Origin of the sequence: Nocardia sp. NPDC059229 (assembly GCF_042754165.1) — a bacterium.
Classification (GTDB): Bacteria; Actinomycetota; Actinomycetes; order Mycobacteriales; family Mycobacteriaceae; genus Nocardia.
This window is the reverse complement of record NZ_JBHZAK010000031.1, coordinates 1-20,023: the sequence shown is the minus strand read 5'-3', so window position 1 is coordinate 20,023 and position 20,023 is coordinate 1. Positions and strand designations below refer to the sequence as shown.

The 20,023-nt window shown below is 66.3% G+C and carries 17 protein-coding genes and 1 pseudogene; 7 read left to right on the top strand and 11 right to left on the bottom strand.

All coding sequences use genetic code 11. The annotated features are described in order from the left end of the window. Window positions 1-18: 18 nt before the first annotated feature. Together ACFXHE_RS39930 and ACFXHE_RS39925 are read left to right on the top strand one after the other, a co-directional pair. Window positions 19-1,821, top strand: a complete 1,803-nt coding sequence (locus ACFXHE_RS39930) for an acyl-CoA dehydrogenase family protein (protein ID WP_379390276.1) — start codon at window positions 19-21, stop codon at window positions 1,819-1,821. Between the two features lie 68 nt (window positions 1,822-1,889). After that, window positions 1,890-3,053: an FG-GAP repeat domain-containing protein gene (locus ACFXHE_RS39925; RefSeq protein ID WP_379390274.1), complete on the top strand. Its 1,164-nt coding sequence runs from the start codon at window positions 1,890-1,892 to the stop codon at window positions 3,051-3,053. 147 nt (window positions 3,054-3,200) lie between these two features. Here ACFXHE_RS39925 and ACFXHE_RS39920 read toward each other — a convergent pair whose 3' ends face one another. Both ACFXHE_RS39920 and ACFXHE_RS39915 read right to left on the bottom strand, forming a co-directional pair. Further along, on the bottom strand, window positions 3,201-3,524 hold the full coding sequence (locus ACFXHE_RS39920) for a hypothetical protein (protein WP_379390272.1): 324 nt from the start codon (window positions 3,522-3,524) through the stop codon (window positions 3,201-3,203). A gap of 183 nt (window positions 3,525-3,707) precedes the next feature. Then, entirely contained in the window at window positions 3,708-4,601 is an 894-nt protein-coding gene (locus ACFXHE_RS39915) for a bile acid:sodium symporter family protein (RefSeq protein WP_379390270.1), read from the bottom strand. A gap of 255 nt (window positions 4,602-4,856) precedes the next feature. Here ACFXHE_RS39915 and ACFXHE_RS39910 point away from each other — a divergent pair, with 255 nt between their 5' ends. Further along, window positions 4,857-5,222 (top strand): WhiB family transcriptional regulator, encoded by a 366-nt coding sequence (locus ACFXHE_RS39910; protein WP_379390268.1) that lies wholly within the window; start codon window positions 4,857-4,859, stop codon window positions 5,220-5,222. 604 nt (window positions 5,223-5,826) lie between these two features. Here the strand turns inward: ACFXHE_RS39910 and ACFXHE_RS39905 are convergent. Continuing rightward, the gene (locus tag ACFXHE_RS39905; protein ID WP_379390266.1) at window positions 5,827-6,069 is read right to left on the bottom strand and encodes a hypothetical protein; all 243 of its coding nucleotides are present in this window, start codon (window positions 6,067-6,069) and stop codon (window positions 5,827-5,829) included. A 67-nt stretch (window positions 6,070-6,136) separates the two neighbouring features. Continuing rightward, on the bottom strand, window positions 6,137-7,120 hold the full coding sequence (locus tag ACFXHE_RS39900; RefSeq protein ID WP_379390264.1) for a hypothetical protein: 984 nt from the start codon (window positions 7,118-7,120) through the stop codon (window positions 6,137-6,139). A gap of 102 nt (window positions 7,121-7,222) precedes the next feature. Here ACFXHE_RS39900 and ACFXHE_RS39895 point away from each other — a divergent pair, with 102 nt between their 5' ends. Both ACFXHE_RS39895 and ACFXHE_RS39890 read left to right on the top strand, forming a co-directional pair. Beyond that, the gene (locus tag ACFXHE_RS39895; RefSeq protein ID WP_379390262.1) at window positions 7,223-7,600 is read left to right on the top strand and encodes a nuclear transport factor 2 family protein; all 378 of its coding nucleotides are present in this window, start codon (window positions 7,223-7,225) and stop codon (window positions 7,598-7,600) included. Beyond that, window positions 7,597-9,675 (top strand): MMPL family transporter, encoded by a 2,079-nt coding sequence (locus ACFXHE_RS39890; protein WP_379390260.1) that lies wholly within the window; start codon window positions 7,597-7,599, stop codon window positions 9,673-9,675. Before ACFXHE_RS39895 ends, ACFXHE_RS39890 begins: the two co-directional genes overlap by 4 nt. Here ACFXHE_RS39890 and ACFXHE_RS39885 read toward each other — a convergent pair. From ACFXHE_RS39885 to ACFXHE_RS39875, 3 genes are all read right to left on the bottom strand, one after another. Beyond that, on the bottom strand, window positions 9,608-12,007 hold the full coding sequence (locus tag ACFXHE_RS39885; protein WP_379390258.1) for an ATP-binding protein: 2,400 nt from the start codon (window positions 12,005-12,007) through the stop codon (window positions 9,608-9,610). The genes ACFXHE_RS39890 and ACFXHE_RS39885 overlap by 68 nt on opposite strands. A gap of 135 nt (window positions 12,008-12,142) precedes the next feature. Then, complete coding sequence (locus tag ACFXHE_RS39880) at window positions 12,143-12,718, bottom strand: BTAD domain-containing putative transcriptional regulator (protein ID WP_379390256.1); 576 nt, start codon at window positions 12,716-12,718, stop codon at window positions 12,143-12,145. Window positions 12,719-12,831: 113 nt separating this feature from the next. Next, window positions 12,832-14,997, bottom strand: a complete 2,166-nt coding sequence (locus ACFXHE_RS39875; protein WP_379390254.1) for an MMPL family transporter — start codon at window positions 14,995-14,997, stop codon at window positions 12,832-12,834. Between the two features lie 68 nt (window positions 14,998-15,065). On the opposite strand from ACFXHE_RS39875, the gene ACFXHE_RS39870 reads away from it, so the two are divergent. Together ACFXHE_RS39870 and ACFXHE_RS39865 are read left to right on the top strand one after the other, a co-directional pair. Continuing rightward, window positions 15,066-15,662 (top strand): TetR family transcriptional regulator, encoded by a 597-nt coding sequence (locus ACFXHE_RS39870; protein ID WP_379390252.1) that lies wholly within the window; start codon window positions 15,066-15,068, stop codon window positions 15,660-15,662. 14 nt (window positions 15,663-15,676) lie between these two features. After that, window positions 15,677-16,114, top strand: coding sequence for a deazaflavin-dependent nitroreductase (locus ACFXHE_RS39865; RefSeq protein WP_379390250.1), 438 nt, complete (start codon window positions 15,677-15,679; stop codon window positions 16,112-16,114). A 304-nt stretch (window positions 16,115-16,418) separates the two neighbouring features. Here the strand turns inward: ACFXHE_RS39865 and ACFXHE_RS39860 are convergent, their stop codons facing one another. The 4 genes and pseudogenes from ACFXHE_RS39860 to ACFXHE_RS39845 form a co-directional block, all read right to left on the bottom strand. Then, entirely contained in the window at window positions 16,419-16,772 is a 354-nt protein-coding gene (locus ACFXHE_RS39860) for a hypothetical protein (RefSeq protein WP_379390248.1), read from the bottom strand. A gap of 164 nt (window positions 16,773-16,936) precedes the next feature. Beyond that, complete coding sequence (locus ACFXHE_RS39855; RefSeq protein WP_379390246.1) at window positions 16,937-17,110, bottom strand: hypothetical protein; 174 nt, start codon at window positions 17,108-17,110, stop codon at window positions 16,937-16,939. 213 nt (window positions 17,111-17,323) lie between these two features. Continuing rightward, a pseudogene (locus tag ACFXHE_RS39850) lies at window positions 17,324-17,494 on the bottom strand (integrase core domain-containing protein); the annotation flags it as partial. A 108-nt stretch (window positions 17,495-17,602) separates the two neighbouring features. Continuing rightward, window positions 17,603-19,621, bottom strand: a complete 2,019-nt coding sequence (locus ACFXHE_RS39845) for a reverse transcriptase domain-containing protein (RefSeq protein WP_379390244.1) — start codon at window positions 19,619-19,621, stop codon at window positions 17,603-17,605. Between the last annotated feature and the right edge of the window lie 402 nt (window positions 19,622-20,023).

Sequence of the window (20,023 nt, the reverse complement as noted above, 5' to 3'; positions counted from 1 at the left end):
GCGGCACAGGAGATTACGATGACAACGACGGACTTTACGGTCGGATTCGCTGCGGAGAGATCACTCGAGCACGCCGAGACCGATGTGACTGTGCAGGCACTGCGGAAAGCGGTCTTCGGCCCTCATCTGGCGGTCCAGACCCAGGTCCGCGATATCGTCGCCGACCTCGAGGATCCGCTCCGCTCGTCTCTCGCCGACGTTCCGCAGTCGACGCTCGCGCCCGCTGTGTTGCAGACGGTGATCGCGGCGTTGGATCGACCCGCCCGTGAGATCGCCGCCGACACCGGACTGCGGAGCGCCCTGGTGGATTGGTCGGCCGTGATTGCGCCGCGATGGGTGCTGCCGCTGGCAGGTCATATCGAGGCGGTCGGAGTCATCGCGAGCCTGGGCAACGGATCGGACCATCAACGGCAGCGTCTGGCCGCGCTCGATACCGGTGTGTCGGTCGGCGCGCTGATGCTCACCGAACTCCGCGGTACCCGTGGCGCCGACCAGGAGACGACGGCCACGTGGGATCGCGAAGGCGACGGATACTGGCTGACCTCGCCGACACCGGGTTCGGTCAAGATGATGGCCCAGGGCGCGGATGCCGCCGTCGCCGAGACGGTCGTCGTCACCGCGCGGCTGCTCGTCGACGGTCGAGACGAGGGTGTGTTCCCGTTCGTGTTCGAACTGCGCACCAGCGCGGGCCTGATCAGCGGAGCGCACGTCGTTCGGCCGCCCGGCACACTCGGCGCGGCCATCGATTACGCCATGATCCGGTTCGATCGGGTGTGGCTGCCGCGGGAGGCGCTGCTCGGCGGGGACTGGGCACGTATCGATGCGGACGGTCGGTTCGAATGCTCGGTGCCGCAACCCGACCGGTTCCCCCGCGTGCTCGCCGTCCTGGGCAACGTCCGCCTCGATCCGACCACTGCGAGCGTCGCCATGGCACGCGCGGGTCTGGCGAGTCTGGTCGACTACAGCAGGCAACGCCGGTCCGGATCCGGGATCTCGATGGCCGACCGCGACGACGTGCGGCGTGATCTGGTCACCGGGGTGGCGGCCGTCTACGCGGCCGGCGCGCTGGGCCGGCACCTGCGCGACGCGGCCGAGCGCTCCGCCGAACCTCAGCAGACACTGTGGTCGATGCTCGCCAAACCCCTGCTTTGCGAGACCTCGCATCGGGTGCTGGAGTTGTGCCGGCGGCATGCCGGCGTGCGGGCAACGTTGCGCGCCGATCATCTCGTCGAGTGGATCGCCACCACCTCGACCATCACCGCCGCGGGTGAGGACCAGATCATGCGGGTGAGTGCCGGAGGACTGATCGCGGAGCTCGGCAGCTTCCCGCAGTTGCCGAGCACTCCCGGGGGACTCCCGTGGTATATCGAGATGCTCGCCCAGCGCGAACGGATCATCGCCGCCGGCATCCGCATCCAGACCTACGGGAATGCCGGCGTCGCACTGGGACCCGCCGCGGCCGCGATCGAGCTCGCCACCGCCACCGCCGAACGGCTGGCCGCCACCGCGCTGATCGCCGACGCGCTGTGCGTTCCCGATCCCACCGCCCGGGTCCTGGTCGCCTCCGTGGCCGCCGCCTACGCCTTGGATCGCATTCACGCTCGCGGCATGTGGTACGCCGAGCACGGCCTGCTGTCCACCGATCACGCCACCAGAATCACCACGACACTGCGCCTGCAGCACGCCACTCTGGCCGAAAAACTGCCGACGCTGGTGGCCGCCTTCGACATTTCCGCCCTGCCCGGCCCCCTCTTCGGCGAGGACTACACGCGCGCGTTGCTCGACTACTCCCACTGGAACGACACCAGCCGACGAGACTGATCACGAGCTGTTCCCAGCGATGGGAACCTCATAGGGTTCCGTGGAGAGATTTCGTCCAGGGAGTAGAAGTGTCACGCATCAAATCGGTTGTCGTCGGCCTGATTTCCTTGGTGACCGCCGGGATGTCGTTCGTGGGCCCCGGTCCGATGAACGGCCAGGCCGTCGCGGACACCGTGCCCAATCTGATCGGACCTGCGGTCCCCGAGGTCGCCGACCTCCGCGGCGACGGCATGAAGGATGTCGTGTTCAGCGACTTCCTACTCGGAAACGGGATATCGGTCTTTCTGGGTAAGCCCGGGGGCGGGTTCGAACCCGCCGTGCATTACCCCACCGGCGGACAGGCCGACTACGTCGCCGTCGCCGACTTCAACCGCGACGGCATCCCCGATCTGGCCGTCACCAACTTCACCTCCAACACCGTCTCCATTCTGACCGGAAGAGGCGACGGCACTTTCAACGCTGCCGTCAATTACCCGACCGGCTTTATGCCCGGCGCGGTGGTCGTCGGCGATTTCACACACAACGGCATTCTCGACCTCGCCATCTCCAACCAGAGCGACTCCTGGTCGATCCTGCTCGGCAACGGAGACGGCACTTTTCAACCCGCCACCACCGTTTCCACCGAAGGCGGTCTCGGGTCCGGATCCGCCGCGGTCGCCGATTTCTATGGCGACGGCAACCTCGACCTGCTGCGCGGCAATTACATCAACAGCACGATCCAGATCTTCCGCGGTCGCGGTGACGGAACCTTCGAATCTCCCGTTACCCTCACCGACGGCGCCCTGACCGCCTGGTATGGCATGGCGCGGGATACCAACGGCGACGGCAAGCCCGATCTGCTGTTCTCGAACCTGTTGAACAGCACGATCTCCGTGCTGCTCAACAACGGCAACGGTACCTTCGCCAAACCCGTCGTCACACCGACCGGCGGACTGCTGCCGCAATGCTTCGATCTCGCCGACCTCAACGGCGACGGCAAACTCGATCTCGTGATCGCCAACGCCGGAACCTCCACCATCACAGTCCTTCTCGGCAACGGAGACGGCACCTTCGGCCCACCGACCACCTACCCCTCCGGCGGACTCATGCCGCTGTCGACCCCGATCCTCGCCGACTTCAACGGCGACGGAATCCTCGACATGGTCGTCGGCAACACCGCCACCGGAAACATCACCCTGCGATACGGCCGCGGCGACGGCAGCTTCGGCGACCCCATCGACTACTCCGCCTGAGCCATCAGCGGCACCGAGCACCACTCGCCCTGAGCCGCACCGTATTTCAGGTATGGTGGCGCGCGGTCATCCGGCCGGGGGAGTTGACCGGCGGATTGTACTGGCCGGTGTCCCCAGCAGGTATTGCCGATAGATCCTCTACGTGATTCAGCGAGGATTTCCGCCGAACCGGCGTCTTGTCGACCTCTCCTCGGTATCGGCGGCGGTCACGTCGGCGACCTCGCGGATTTCTATCGGCACCACATCGCCACCGAAGTGACTGAGCGACGGCACGAATACCGCTACGGCACCTGTACGCAGTACCGCTGTCCGCAGCCGTTGAATCGGGCTGTCGGTCGCCGGCCCGAAGGCCACGACCTTGCACAGGTTGTATCCCGATCGCGCTGCGAGACTACGAATCTGGGTCTCATCCCATGCCTGATGTGAACCGGACACGTCGCGTCTGATGAATCCGATTGCTTTCGGCACCATTTGATCGATCCTCTCGCGCGGGACCGCCGGAGTATGAATTGCGTTGGCGCGCCGGGTCCAACCGGCTGCGTCACCTCGGAAGCGGTCGACTCCAGCACAGCACCGATTTCAGTATTTTGCCGCTCCGACTGTCCACCGCTGGGAATAATGTCCCGCAGGGCAGAACGCGCCCATTCAAAGGACTCAGTGCGCCAACCGATCCGCCGTGTCCGCAGGTACCGGCACAGGCCGACTACGCCGGGCGAACAGATACGCCGCTGCGGCGGCAGGCAGGTTCATCAGTACCCCGTACACCGCGCCCGGTACCGCGAGCGCCGTGCTGTGCAGCACTGACGTGGCCACGGCAATGGCCAACGCGCCGTTGTGGATTCCGATCTCCATCGCGGCCGCGATTGCCTCGCCGGTCTCGACTCGGAACAGGCGGGACGCGTAGTAGCCGACCGCCAGTCCGATGATCGCCAGCGAGAGGCAGACCGCAGACAGCGCGCCGAGGTGGGCGGTGAGGGTGTGGAAGTCGCGGGCCACGGCCGCCAGCACCACCAGCGCCAGCACCACGATGGATGCCACCTTCACGCCGCCGCGCATCCGCTGCGACCAACCCCGGAAGCGGTGGTGCACCCACATCCCCAGCGCGACCGGCACCAGCAGGATCGCGAAGACTTGCGCGAACTTGTCGGGGCGCAGTCCGATTCCGGCGTCGCCGTCGAGGAACAGCGCATACGCCAGGCCCACCCACAGTGGCAGGGTGAATACCGCCAGCACCGAATTCACCGCCGTCAGCGTGATGTTCAGCGCCACATTGCCGCCCGCGACATGGCTGAACAGATTCGCCGACGGCCCGCCCGGCGACGCCGCGACCAGCAACATGCCCGCCGCCACCGCACCGTCGAGCCGGAACAGATAGACCAAGCCCAGGCACACGGTGGGTAGCACGACCATCTGGCACACCAGCGCCACCACCGCCGCCTTCGGATAGCGCAGCACCCGAACGAAATCGGCCGCGGTCAACGTCAAACCGAGACCGAACATCACCAACGCCAACGCGAGCGGCAGGAACACCGCGAACAACGAACCCACTGCCAACTCCCAACCGATCCGACGGCTCGGCCCTGCGGTCCAGCACCAGCGCCGACCCTGACCGATCCGACAGTTCGGGTGCGAGCGTGATTGCCGCATAAGGGAATACACCGCATGAATCGGCCACCAGGACATCGAAACCCGACTTGGGACGGCGTCATCGGTGGCGCTGGTTCGATGCTCGTGGCGGCCAGGTCTTTCCAGGGATGGGGAGCTCATAACCTGAATGTCAACTGTGTCTGAAAAGGAGTGTCGATGTCGACAGCGGTCAACGGTGAGCGTCGGACTGTCGACGATATTCCCTGGCAGGATTTGGGATCCTGCCACGGCATGGACTCGGATATCTTCTTCCATCCCGACGGTGAGCGTGGTCGCGCCCGAACTGATCGAGTACGCCGGGCCAAACAAATCTGCCGATCATGCCATGTAATCGATAGGTGCCGCGCTTATGCGCTGAGAACGCAACAGCCCTTTGGAATCTGGGGTGGAATGTCAGAACAGGAACGGCAGAAGTTCCTCGAATCTCGCGCGCGATTTGCTTCCAAGATCTCGAGCAGATCCCGCCGATTGCTGAACAACGCGAGGCGTGGAGAGTCCGCCCACCATGTCCCGACAGCTTGACGACGAGCCAATCACGGGTTCCTGGAAACGGCAAGCCCGGCGGAATGCTCCACGACCGCGCGCCCGGCCCTGACCCATTACGGGTGCGCGGTCGTGGATCTGCGCGGTCGACTGTTCACAGAGGAGGGCACTGATCCGATTCAGCTGGTCTGCGTCTGGAACCAGCCGCTGCTGGAGCAGTGCGCCGACGCGGGATGAGGCCCACGCCGTCGCTATGTCAGTGATCGCGCGTGCTGATCGTACGGGCATCGGCCCTGCGGGTGCCTCGACAACTATTCCCTGTCCTGGAAACCGCCACCGGGACAACGTCGGCGCCGCCCTCGCCTTCCAACCCGCGGGCGTTCGACGGGTTCTCGTCCGGAAGGCGAGGGGCATCACGACGCTCCCTGTGTGAGGTTTGCAGAACTCGCACAGGGTTCGGCCTCGATGGCCATCGGAACGAGAGGGTAGGTGTTCCGCTGGGCATGCGCTGCGACATCGCGACCCTCGGTCCGCGGTGGTACGGACCGAGCGGCTGAACTGTAACTCGCCCGAGCCGATGGCCGGCACGATCGAATTCCCAGCTGCGGGAGGCCCTGGCAGACCCGAATCCGCTGCGTGGAGGTTAGGTGAATGAGGCACTGCCGGTAGGGAAATGCTGAATCCACGGCTGCACGATCCATGGCCAGAACATGTCGTCCGAGCCGGTGGAGCCCTGACAGAAGCCCTCGTGGCAGGTGAGTGGTCCCTGGGCTTGAGTGGTGGCCTCGATGGCCGAGCCGGGAGAACCGCCGCCGTACAGGCCGGCCGCGATGAGGGCCGGCGCGGCAACGGAAAACGCGAGCAGGACGCGCGTGGGGTAGGACAAGGCCATTCTCCTTTGGAATACCTTCTGGGAAAAAGTGATTCGTGGTTGCCCAGAGGCGCTGTGCGGCCTATCGGCCGCCGAGACCGGTGGTGGCGATGCCGCGCAGGAATGCGCGTTGGGCGAGGGCGTAGACGGCTATCAGGGGTAGCAGGATGAGCATCGAGGCGGCCATGAGTACCGGCCAGTCGGAGACGTATTGGCCTTGCATCCACACCACGCTGGATTTGGTGGGGTCGTCGGACCATTTGCAGATGAATCGGCCCATGCCGTCGTGGACGGCGCGGCGGCCGTGGCGGGAAGGTGAGCCGGAGTCGGACCAGGATTTGAGCAGGTCGGCTTCGGTGTCGGTGTATTCGATGAGGCCTTGTTGTTCGCGGATCTCGCTGCCGTTGATGGGGCCGATGAACTTGACGCGGCTGCGGCTGATGAATCCGGTGGCCTGCATCTGTTCGTGGACGCTGTCGGAGACGCCTTTGTAGTCGCTGACGGTGTGGGTGCTGGTGCCCAGGGTGGTGCCGTCGGAGCGGTTGAGTCGGGTGATGCGGTTGACGGTCGAAATCTGGCTCGAGCCACCGACTTCGAACAGCTGCCATAGCTCGTCGAGGATGATGTCGGTGACGGTTTTGCGGGCCAGGCCGTGTGAGGCGAGCAGGTTGCGGGCGCGCACGGATTCTTGGGCTTCGATGCCGGTGATGGCGATGACCGCGGCGCGTAGGTCGCGGGCGGTCTGCGGGATCACTGAGAGGTCGACGTCGATCATGGCGGCGTCGAGGTTCATGCGTTCGGTGGATTGGCCGTTGAAGGCGCGGCCGAGCGAGCCTTGCACCAGCGCGCGCAGCGATTGCAGTAGCCGTTGGGTGATGTGGGCGAATTCTTCGGTGCTGCGGGCGGCGGCGTTGGCGCGCATGGCCTCGGTCGGGTCGTCGAATGCGGCGATGAGGTCGGACAGGATCGGGGCGCGGGTGGGGGAGAAGCGGCCGCCTTCGTAGAGGGCGGCGATGGCGGCGTCGATGACGCTGGCTTCGTAGTCGGCGACCGGTCCGCGGCGCACGTCCGCGCAGCTGGGGCGGGGGCAGCACACCTCGCTCGTTCAGGCGGCTGCTGTGAGCGATCTGTGGATGATTTGTGAGCGGGACTCGGCAGCGTTGGCGACATGGAATCCGATGATGATCTGACCGAGTTTCTGGTCTCCTACCCGCAGGAGATGGCCTTCGGGGACGGTGATCCGGGTGCGATCCTTGATCGCTACTTTGTCCCCGACTTCGAGTATCGCAATGACGGTTTTCGGATGGACCGGGAACGTCTTGTGGCACACGCGCGTCCGGCCCGCAAGAATGTGACGAAGCTGAGTGTCGAAGTGCACCGGGCACAGTTGTCGGGTGAGCGGATCTCGGCCCGCTACACACTGCGAGCCGAGATGCGGAGTGGGGCAGTCCTGGTGACCGAGGCGTACCTGTTCGGTCGTTTGGCGGCCGACGGCAGGATTCAAGATGTCGACCAGGTCACCCGGGTGTCAGAGGCCGGCGCGTGAGGGCGGCGCGCCGGGTCGCGTGGGGCGCGGCGGTGCTGTGGATTGCGGTATTCGCGCTGGCTGCAATGCTTTCCGGCAAGCTGAGCACGGTCGAGAAGAACGACGCGTCGGCGTGGCTGCCGAAGAATGCCGAGTCCACCCAGGTGGCCGAGTCGGCGAAGCGGTTCATGTCGGACGATCTGTATCCGGCAGTGCTGGTTTATGACCGCGACGGTGCGCCGGTCACCGCGGCCGACGAGGCCCGGGTGGCCGATGATGCGCGGCAGTTCGCGGGTATCGCCCAGGTGCAGCAGCCGATCGTCGGTCCCGTCCGCTCGGAGGACGGTCGAGCCCTGCAGTTGGTGGTGCCGATCAAGGTCGGCACCGGGGGAGCCCCGGATGTTGCGCCTGCCGTCGAGGTCATGCGGGGAGTCGCCGGGGGTGCGGGGTTGCACGCGCACGTCACCGGTCCCGCCGGCTACGGCGCCGACTCGGCGAACGCTTTCTCCGGGGTCAGTACCACGTTGCTGGTTGTGACGTTAGCGATTGTGATTGCGATCTTGCTGCTCACCTACCGCAGCCCGGTGCTGTGGGTGCTGCCGCTGATCTGCGTGGTGGTGGCGCTGACCGTCGCCATGGCAGTCGTCTATTTAGTGGCTCGGCATTCGGGTCTCGTGGTCAACAGTGACAGCTCGTTCCTGTTGACCGTCCTGGTGTTCGGCGCGGGCACCGACTATGCGCTGCTGCTCACCGCCCGGTATCGAGAGGAGTTGCGCTGCCACGAGAACCGGCATCGGGCCATGATCGTCGCGTTGCGCCGGGCGGGCCCGGCCATTGCGGCGAGCGGTACGACGGTGGTGGCGAGCCTGCTGTGCCTGATGGTGGCGGAGATGAACTCCACCAAGAGCCTCGGTCCGGTCATGGCGATCGGTGTGGCGACGGCCATGGCGGTGATGGTGACGTTGTACCCTGCGCTCTTGGTGCTCTGCGGCCGCTGGGTGTTCTGGCCGGCTCGGCCGGGCTTCGGTGACCCGGATCCCGCGCCCGATCGCCGGTGGCTGTGGATCGGACGCATCGTCGCGGCCCGACCGCGACTGGTGTGGCAGGTCACTGCGGTTGTGCTGGCGGCAATGGCACTGGGCCTGATCGGATTTCATGCCGACGGGCTACAGAACAAAGACACCTTCCGGACCGCGACCGACGCAGTCGTCGGCGAGCGCATCATGGCTGCGCACTTCGCCGGTGACTCGGGCGACCCGCTGCAAATCGTCGGACCGAGCGCGGCGGCGGAACGCCTGCGGTCCTTGGCAACCGGTGTACCCGGCATTGCTTCGGTGAATGCTGCGAAGGTCGACGGTGATCTCGTGTACTTCGAAGCGACGCCCGTCGCGCTGACCGCCGGCGCCGACTCGTTCGCGACGGTGGATCGATTGCGGGAGGCCGTTCATATCGTCCCGGGCGCGAAGGTCGGTGGTGACAGCGCGATCGCTCTGGACACCAAGCGCGCCGCACGCCGGGACCAGAACCGTGTGGTTCCGCTGGTTTTGACGGTGGTCTTGGTAATCGTCGGCCTGCTCTTGCGCGCCGTGGTCGCGCCGCTGCTGTTGCTGGCCACCGTCGTGCTGTCGTTGGCGGCGAGCCTTGGAGTGAGCGCATTCGTGTTCGAGCATGTCTTCGGCTTCGCTGGAGCCGATGCTTCATTCCCGCTGTGGGCCTTCGTATTCCTGATCAGCCTGGGGATCGACTACAGCATCTTCCTGGTGACCCGGGTGCGTGAAGAGGCCGCGCACGCCGAGACCGGGCGGGCCGCAGTGACCGCGTTGATCGCGACCGGCGGCACCATCACCTCGGCCGGTGCGGTGCTCGCGGGCACCTTCGCCGCACTCACGACGCTCCCGCTGGTGTTCGCCGTCGAGATCGGTTTCGTCGTCGCGTTCGGTGTGCTCCTGGATACCTTCGTGGTGCGGGCCGTGCTGGTCACGGCGCTGACCGTGGATCTCGATCGGCGAATGTGGTGGCCGGGCCGGCTCAGCCGCCGCCCTGCTGTGCCGAGCGCCGATCCCGATCAGGAGCCAAGCGTTCCAGCGCGGATCTGATGACGGTGAGCGCGTCCATCGCGCAACGACCGCTACCCCGGTCGTAGGCGGCTCGGTAGGCGCGCTCGCCCAGCACCGCACGCAGCTGGGTTACCAGACCCGCGAAGTCGGGATCGAAGTCGTTGGGGGCGCCGCGCAATGTCGCTGCCACGCCGAGCAACTCGGCCGCGGTCGCGGGCTCGGACCGATGCAGCAGCAGGTGCGCCGCCGCGGTGCCTAGGGTGGCGAGAATCGGCCGGTCCGGCACGCCCGCTTCCAGTGCATCGAGCGCTATCGTCAGATGGCGCCGAGCCTCCTCGACACGACCGGATGCCAAGGCAGCCAACGCCGTTCCGGCACCGAGCAGGACGCGCAGCTGCGGGAACGAAGGCGCCTGATCCAGCTCGGCAGCGGCTTCGCCGTAGTGCGCGGCAGCCGTGGCGAGATCGCCCTCGTGCCGCGCCAAGTCGCCCAGCGTGATTCGGGCCAGCGGTAGGTGCGAGCTGCCCGGTGCGCCGCGGGAATCGGCAATGAGTTGGATCAATTCGTTACGCGCCCGATCGGAGTCGCCGGTGCGGGCGCGCGCCGTGGCCAGCCAGACTCGCTGCACCACAGCGGACGCGGACTCCCCATATGCCTCGGCCAGCTCGTCTCGCAGTGCGATCGATTCCTCCAGTGCCGCAATGGCATCGGCGAAGTCACCGAGGGTCGTCCGCACGTCGGCCAGCGCCAACAGGGAGAAGGCCAGGCCGGCCCGTTCCCCACAGCGTCGGAATTCGGTGACGGCGCTCGTCAAGTCGTCGTCGATGGCGGACATGCCACCATTGTTGCCGTCGAGCATTGCGCGGGTCAGCCACAGCATCGCGCGCTCCCACGAATCCCCGCGCGGAAGTGCCTTGTCGACCGAGGCGAGGCCGCCGGAAATGTTATCGGTGATCAACGCTAGCAGGGGTGTCGCCAGCACGGTGAGCGGATGAGCGGCGAGATCGCGAGGCATCGCCCATGTTTCGGATGCGCCCAGGCCGTCAGGCTTGACGCCGGAGAGCGCGGCATTGAGCAGTGCCCCGCCCACGGCGACGGCCCGGGCATCGCCGGACCCCGCGCCGGGAAGCTCGAGCGCCCGCCGAATCCGGGTCAGCGCCTCGTCATGGTGACCGCCGATGGACCAGTAAGTGCTCAACGCGCCCGCCAGCCGCAGTGCAGCGTCGGAATTCTGTGCCGCGACGGTGTACTCCAAGGCGGCGAGCAGGTTCTCCCGCTCCGCTGTCAGCATGCGTATCCAGCTCAGCTGCCCGCCCGTCCGCAGGCGTGGTTCGGCGCGTTCGGCCATATCGAGGTAGTACTCGGCATGCTTGGCCTGGATCTCTACGATCACACCGGCCGCCGACATGCGTTCCAGGGCATACGCTCTGATCGTCTCGAGCATCCGATAGCGTGGCCGCGGTCCATCCACCAACTGCAGCAACGACTTGTCCACCAGAGCGGAGAGCAGCTCCAGCCCGTCGTCGGTGCGGGATCCCACCTGCTCGGCGGCTTCGAGGCTAAATGCGGCTGGAAAAACCGCCAGTCGCGCTAGGAAACTCTGGAGATCGGGCTCGAGCAGCCCCCAGCTCCAGTCGATGACCGCGCGCAGGCCGAGATGGCGCGGTGCGGCCGTCCGGCTGCCACCGGTGAGTAACCGGAAGCGATCGTCCAGACGTGCGGCCAGCTCCTTGAGGGGCAGGGAACGTGTTCGGGCAGCGGCCAATTCGATCGCCAGCGGCAGCCCGTCCAGCCGGCGGCAGATGTCGATCACCACGGCCAGGTTGTGCTCGTCTAGAGTGAAGCCGGGCCGCACGGCAGCAGCCCGGTCGGCGAACAATATTGCCGCATCGTCCTTCACGGACCTCGGCAGCGGCAGCGGCGACAGCGCGAGCACCGTCTCCCCGCCGATTCCGAGCGGTTCCCGGGTCGTGATGAGGACCCGCACGGATGGGCAGCGACTCAGCACCGCGTCTACCAGCCGCGCCACCGGGTCCAGGAGATGCTCACAATTGTCCAGCACGATCAGGGTGTCGGCCGTGGCCAGGCCGTCGACCAGCCGCGCCAGATCCTCACGCGGCGTCTGGTGCGGCGGTTCGGGGAGTTGCAGAGTGTCGATCACCGTGCGCGGCACCATCGCCGGGTCGGTGACCGATCCGAGCTCCACGAACCAGGCTCCGCCCGTGCGGCTTGCAGCGAACGCAGCGGCTGCCGTGATGGCCAAACGCGTCTTGCCGACCCCGCCCGGACCGACGAGGCTGACCAGTCGCCGCGTCTGCAACTGTGTCCCGATTTCCGCCTGCTCCGCGCTGCGGCCGACGAAGCTTGTCAATGCAAGCCTTAGGTTGCCTCGTCTGATCGCAGTGTGCGAGTGGCCGGCTTCCTCACGAAGCAGTTCGAGATGCATCGCACGCAAGGCGGGTCCGGGATCGGCGCCCAGCTCCTCGGCCAGCAGCAGCCGGAACTCTTAATAGGCTCTGAGCGCCTCGGCGTTTCGGCCCTCCGCGTGTAGCGCCCTGATGTAGAGCAGGCGCAGCCGTTCCCGAATCGGATGGGCTGCCACCAATTCCGCCAGCTCGGCGACCGGCGCGCAACCGTCGAGCGAGAGTTCGATCGCCAACAGCTCCTCGACGGCCTCCAACCGCAGCTCCCGCAGCCGTGCCGCCGCGGCGATCGCGAAGGGGGTCTGCGCCGCGTCGGCCAGGGCGTCGCCTCGCCACAAGGCGAGCCCGTCGCGCAGCTGTTGGGCGGCTGCCGCCGGTTGTGCACTACGGAGCAGCCGCTCCGCATCGAGCACCAGCTCCTCGAACTCGGTCGCGTCCACAGCCGCGGTGGGCAAATCGAGCAGGTAGCCTCCGGGCTCCGATCGCACCGCCGTCCGGTCCGGTAGTGCGCGTCGCAGCCGGGAGACCAACTCCTGCAATGCGTGTGACCGGTCGGCAGGCTCCTCGTGCGGCCACACCGCGCGCCAGCGCGCCGGTATCGACGGTGCGTCCCGGCTCGAGCGCCAGTCGGAGCAGCAGTACGCGCAGGCGTGCACCACCGATCTTCGTGACGTTGTCGTCAGCGACCACCTGCAGGGGTCCCAGTATCCGGATTTGCATGAGTCAACTGTGCCAGCACCAGGTGTCGCCGACGCCGGCACAGCGCCGCCCCTTACTCCTGTTCGATGGCGAGATGTGGAGTGATTCGATCGAGCCAGCGGGGCAGCCACCAGTTGGCTTTGCCGAGCAGTTGCATGATCGCGGGGACCAGGATCATGCGCACGAGGGTGGCGTCCACCAGAATCGCCACGGCGAGACCCAATCCGAAGACATTGAGGGTGCGTAGCGGATCGCCGATGACGAAGGACCCGAAGACGCAGACCATGATGGCCGCGGCCGCGGTGATGATCCGCCCGGTCGCGGCGATCCCGTGCGCCACCGCAGCGCCGTTGTCCCGCCGTCGACGCCACTCCTCCTGGATGCGCGAGAGCAGGAAAACCTCGTAGTCCATAGACAATCCGAAGGTGATGGTGAACATCATCAGCGGAATCCAGGGATCGATAGGCCCGGTCCGGGTGACACCGAAGATCGACGACAGCCACCCCCACTGATAGACCACGACAATGGCACCGTAAGCGGCACCAATGGACAAGAGGTTCATCGCCGCCGCCTTGAGCGGGATTGCGACGGAACGGAATACGGCCATGAGCAGAACGAAGGACAGCAGGATCACCAATCCGATCACCCACGGCAGCCGCATCCCCAGGTGCGCCGACTCGTCGATTCCTGCCGCGGTCTGCCCGCCGACCAGAATCCGCACGCCCGTGCCCGCGGTGGCCTGTGGGACAACGGTATTGCGTAGCCGATCGACCAGTGCCGCAGTGTCCGCCGACTGCGGGTCGCTGGTCGGGTAAACCGTCACCATCGCGGCGTCACCGGACGCGTTGTAGCTGGGAGCCGTCGCCCGGGCCACGCCGGGAAGGCCGGCGAGTCGCTGTTCGAACTCGGTGAGCACCGCGTGATCGTTTGCCGCGCCGGGCAGTTCGGCGGCCAGCACGAGGGGACCGTTGAAGCCCGGCCCGAACGCGTCCGACAACAGGTCATACGCCTGGCGGGTGGTGAGTTCGGCAGGGTCGTTCCCCGAATCGGTGAAGGCCAACCGCATGGCAGAGGTCGGCACGGCGAGGATCAGCAGTGCGAGCAGTGCGGCCGACCCGCACAGCACCGGTCGACGTTGCACCACCTGGCTCCATCGCCACCACAGACCGCGCTCGGCGGGGGCCGTGGCGGATCGGAGCAGGCCCGGCACATGCCACCGGTCGACGGCTCGACCCGCGAAGCCGAGCAGGGCCGGCAGCAGAGTCACGGTCGCCACCAGCACGGTCAGCACGGCCAGGATCGTTCCGACGGCAAGACCGTCGAGAAACGGCTGACCGACCAGGAACAGGCCGCACAGCGAGATGAGTACCGTTGTGCCGGCGAATAAGACGGCGCGGCCGGCGGTCGACATGGCGCGGACGACGGCCTCGCGCGGGTCGAGACCATCGGTAAGCGCCTGCCGATATCTGGTCACGATGAACAGGGCGTAGTCAATTCCGACGCCAAGGCCGATCATGGCCATCAGGGCCGGCCCGAAGCTGGGCTCCACGAGCAGGTGACTGATGAGGGCCACCATGGCGTACCCGACGCCCACCCCGACGAGCGCGACGACAATCGGCAGACCCATGGCCACCACCGACCCGAACGCCACCAGCATGATGAGTACGGCTGCGCCGATGCCGATGGCTTCGCTCGGTCCTGGCTTCGGTTTCACCGCAACGCTGATCGGCGGACCGCCCAAGGCGACCTGCAGACCCGGCCGGGCATACGAACGCGCCGTATCGATCACCCGCTGCACATCGGCCTTGGCGAGATCGGCGCTGACCGCGTCGAACTGGATAGTTGCGAATGCCGTGTGCCCTTCGTCCGCCCGCACCGGCGGCGACACCGAGATCACGGTGGGCAGCGGTCGAATCCCGTTGAGCGCCTCGGTGATCCGGTCGGTGACGGCGTCGTCGATGGGATCGGACGAGTGGAACACCACCCGCGCACTGTCACCGGACCGAGAGGGAAACTGCTCGTGCAGTATGTCCTGCACCTGCTGGGCCTGCCCGGTACCCCCGAAATTGTCCTTGAAGTGTGGCCCGAGGCCGCTCGCCGTTCCGACTATCGCGAGCAGGCCGATGATCCAGGCCGCCAGCACTATTCGGCGATGGTCATAACACCAGGCTCCGATCCGGCCGGGCCGGTTCATGCGCTGCGGCGCCGCCCCAGCTGTCTGCCGGGGGTCGGTTGCCAAGATAGAATTCATAGTGTCTGATTTAAGCATGGAATTCATAGTGTGTGAATATCCGAAGGGAGACCTCCATGGTGGGACGCGGACGCAGGCCCGGCGACCAGGGCACCCGCGAGGCGATCCTCGCCGCAGCCCGGGCTGTATTTCTCGAGCAGGGCTTCAACAAGGCCGCGATGACCGGTGTCGCCCGACTCGCCGATGTCGACACCGCGCTGCTGTACCACTACTTCGGCACCAAACTCGAACTGTTCATCGCGAGCATGGCCGGCCTGTACACGCAGGAGCGGCAGGCAGCGGCCGCAGCCGAGGGACGGGTTCGTGGCGGAGTCGAGATCGTCTCGGACTTCCTGCACAAATGGGAGAGCGGTCCGGAGGAGCCCGGACGCGCCTTCGTCGCCCTGGCACAGGCCGCCTCCAGCTCACCCGAGGCGGCAGCCGTGCTCAATGAGTTCGTCACCCAACAGATCTGGCGAGGCGGCAAGTCCGAACCCCTCGGCGACGCCGCCGCGCGGCGAGCCGCCATGGTCGGCGCTCAGCTGGTCGGCATCGCGTGGGCCCGCTACGTCATGAAACTTGGGCCGGTCGCCACCGACTCCATCGACGAAGTCGCAGGTTGGTTCGGCCCCACCATCGACAGCTTCACAACCGCTATCCACGACGCGAATTGACCGGAGACCCACACATGACCACACTCTCGCCCAAACAGCGCTTCCGCAATCGAGTCATCGTCTTCTCCCACCGCATCGGGCTCCCGTTCGGCCCGATGCACCTGCTGACGGTCCCCGGCCGCAAGACCGGCCGGCCGCAGACCACTCCCATCGCGCCCGTGCTCATCGATGGCATCCAGTACCTCGTGCGGGCATACCCGGACGCCGACTGGGTCAGGAACGCCCGGACCGCGGGCCACGGCACGCTCACCCGAGGCCGGCACGTGCGGAGCGTGGATCTGATCGAGATTCCCGAGTCCGAGCGCGGCCCGATCCTGCGTGAGTTCCCGACCCAGAACCCCAGGGGCGTAGCGGCATTCGTTCGCAACGGGCTGGTCGACTCCGAGACTCCCGACAGCTTCGCGGCCGCCGCCCGGCGCTGCCCGCTGTTCCGGGTGGCGCCGCTGTCGTGATCCTCGCTGTCAAACCCCAGGCCCTCGGGAGCGCTCTGCCGCAGACATTCAGGAACGTCCGGGGCCAGTGCCTGTACCGGCCTGCGGAATAGAGCGAAATTAGCCGCTGAACGGCGTATTCATGAGTGGTATGAGATCGTGCGACGCAGCCACCGGTTCGGGCGCTGGACCTCGGCGACGCCTCGAACGTCACCTGCACAAGGTGCTCGAACAGGTTGCTCGCACACCCTGGACGTGTTCGCATTGGGAGCTGATACCGCTGCGGCACTGCTGATTTCGATGGGCGATAGCCCAGTGTCGACACCTATGCGGCCGTCCCGAGCCGAGCCGTGAACTCGTCGATTGTCGCGAGGCAACCCGATCCAGGTAAGGAGCGGGTCGTGGCCGGGCAGCGGGATCGCGATCTCGGCACCGGAGGCCGAGATCGATACATTGAAGTGGCCAGGTTCAGCGCCAGGTGTCCGCCGCGGTAGCGCCATCGTCGCTGCAGAATCCCGACCAGGCAGGTCACGGCGGGCAGATCGAGGAAGATCACTGTGGTGGCGGCCTTGAGCCGGATCGCCACGGTGGAGCCGTGCGAGATGACCGACGGCGCAGTCCTGGCCCGCGTCACCTGCAGGCGCATCCGGTCGGCTATGAAGGCCTGGGTGTGGGGCACGGGAGGGTGCGGTCGATCCGGTGGGCGGTCAGCCTTCGCGATCGCACCGGAGCCGGCCGCACCGCCGAGATGCTGCTGGCCCCCGACGGTGAGGGCGGAACATGCTGGCGCACAACACCTTCCCCGGTTGTGCGGCTGGCGGTACCGGGCTGATCCGATCCCGCTCAGGCCCGGGCGGTAGCGGCCGCGAAGCGCCGCCCGACCGCGCCCAGCACGAACGTCTGGGCGCGGTGCTGGCGCACCGGCGGAGCGGAGGCCGCCGGGGCGGGGTCGATGATCGGGTCGTGGCGACGGTGAGACTTGTCGGCGGCATGGAGGGTCATCATTCGGCGGGTCATCGCGGCGCGGGTATTCCAGAATCGCGACGCTGGTGGTGACCGCCGAGACGACGGCCCGGTAGCGGGGGCTGTCGGGCAGTCCGAGGAAGTCGGCGTTGGCGCTACCGAGCACGCGCCGCGCGTAGGCGATCATGAATCCGGTGATCAGCGATCGCCCGGTGCGAGAGAGCAGATCGTGGCCATCACCGAGCACTGCGGGCCCGATGACGCGGACTAGGTGTACTGACCTGAGAGGTTAGGAACGCGGCTGGCTGGTGGGTGTCCGCCGAGTGCGGTGTGGCCGCGATGGTGATTGTAGGTGTGGAGCCAGTCGGTGAAGGCGGCGCGGCGTTCGGCTTCGGATCGGTAGGGGCGTGCGTAGGCCCATTCTTCGAGCAGGGTGCGGGTAGGCTCGGCCGAACGGCGAGGTGCCAGTGATGTGCTGGTCCTTTTCCGTTCGACCTGCCCCCGAACCGGGCATGCCCGTTTCCGAGCACCACGGCTCTCCAGTGACTACTGCGTGATTGTTTCCCGGTGGTTGTGGATCTGGTCGTGGCAGGCGTGGCAGACCACGAGGGTCTTGCGGCGCTTGTTGGCCATGGCCTTCGTCCAGAGTGGCGGTGTTCCGGTCGTCGCGAGGTCGGCAAGCCTACGGATGTGGTGGACTTCGATGTCGTCCGTCTGCTTGCAGAGTTCGCATGTCCCTTTGAGTAGCCGTTGGATCAGCTTCTTGCGGGGATAGAGCGGCCGGTGGGGTTGACGGTCGGTGATGACCGCGGTCTTGTTCCGCCGCAACGGGATTCCGCCGAACCGTGCGACCAGTGGGTTCCTGCTGCCGCGGGCGATACTGGCTTCGAAACACACCCGCTGTCCCTGCGGTGTCGCGGTCTTGGCCTTGTAGCGGGCCGCGGTCTTCGACACCGATGAGCGATGCTTGCGCGCAAGGGTTTTGAGCATGGAGGTTTCCATGACCCAGCGCAACCGGTGTAGCCGTTGAACGTCGTAGGCGAGCAGGTAGTACTGGACGATGCCCCGATACTCGGCCCCGAACTTGCCGACGATGGTGTAGTCGTCTTCATTGACAATCCGGTCCCGGCACGCGGGTTTTCCGCGCGACAAGTAGAGGGCGGCTTTGGATCTGATCACGTCTGCGGGGACGTGCAGGACCACGGTCCCGTTCACCGATCGGCGGTTGCGCCGGTCGGTGGCATCCGGGCGTCGGGTCCTGCGGTCGCTGCCCGCGATCCTGATCTCATAGCCGAGGAACCTCGCCCGCTGGCTGCGGGCGTGGGTGATCAGTGTCTTCTCCGGCGACAGTTCCAGTTTGAGATCGTCACGCAGGAACATCGCCAGTCGGTCTTTGATCTGTTCGGCTTCAGCCTTGGGCCCGGCGAACCCGAGCAAGGTGTCGTCGGCATAACGGCAATACCGCAGCCTGCGGTAGCCGGGATCGTTCGGATCCTGACTGGGCAGGGCATGCAGTTGCCGATAAAGTGCGCAGACCTCGGCGCGGTCACCACGCCGTTTGGCCGTCGCGATCGCCGACTCGATCTTGCGGTAGGCCGGGTTGCGGGCTCGCAACCGGCCTCGGGTGTGTTCCGGGATGAGCACCGTCTCGACGAATTCGTCCAGCTTGTGCAGGTAGATGTTCGAGAGGACCGGCGAGGCGATTCCGCCTTGCGGAACTCCGCTCAGCGTTTCTCCCCATTTCCAGTCCTCCAGGTATCCGGCTGTCAGCATGTTGCGCAGCAGCCGCAGGAACCGATTGTCGCGGATGCGCTCTGCCAGGATTCCGACCAACACGTCCTGGTCGAAAGAGCCGTAGCAGTCGGCGATGTCGCCCTCGATGAACCACGTCGTCCCGGTCCAGGTGTTGCTCACCTCGCGCAGCGCGGTGTGACATCCCCGGCCGGGGCGGAATCCATGGGAGCGATCGGAGAATCGCGGCTCGTAGTACGCCTCCAACAGCAGGCGCACCACCTCACCAACCAATTTGTCCGACCACGTGGGCATCCCGAGTGGACGGGTTTTTCCGTTCTTCTTCGGGATGTGGACTCGCCGGACCGGCCGGAACCGGTAGCGCTCGTGGCGCATAGCCTCGATGATCCGGTCGATCTTGCCCAGCGACATGCCATCGGCGGTTTCCCGTGTGACCCCGACCGTCATCGCACCCTTGTTGGCGTAGATGCGGCCATAAGCCAGCAGATACAACTGCGGATTGAACATCTGCCGATACAGTTTCTCGAGCGGCAGGCCGCGCCTGCCGCGTTCACGCAGGACATCCAGCACCGTTTCGGCGCTCTGCATTACGCATACCTCTCGATAGTCGTGAATGTCCTTGTCACCTGGTCTGCTTCGCCCTGCGAACGGCTTTCCCGTCCTCCCTGGCCGGGCGTGACTCCGGCGACTACTACCAGACCTCCGTCGCCATAGGACTCGCGTCCCGTAGGCGATCCCACGTTCGTCATGGTCATACGTGTCTAGCGCGAGGTAGGCGCCCCACTCATCTCCTTCAATGCCCTCACTGGGCATCGCTCCTTGCCCCGAAGGTTGCACCACCGTTCAACAGGGCGCTGCAGGGCCGGCACCGGTTTCGGATGTCTTTCCGGTGGAGGTGAACTTTCCTCTTCTGGAGATTGGGGTTCAGGCAATCCAGCTTTCGCCTTATCGCGCGGGTCTCCCGGCGCACCGTCCCTGACATCTGGACCCGGCCGCCGGTTATCTGGCATGCTCTTGTCCCCGTTCACCTTTCGGCTACGGGTAAGCCATCAGACCCAGGAACCTCCCTTCGAGTTCCTTCCGGCTGAGCCGGGAATACAACCATGCGCCTCGTGGCGCACTTGAATCGTTCGACCTTGCCGTTGGTCTGTGGCCGATAGGGCCGGGTGCGTTTGTGTGTGATGCCGCCCGCGGCCAGCTCGGACCGCCAGAGCT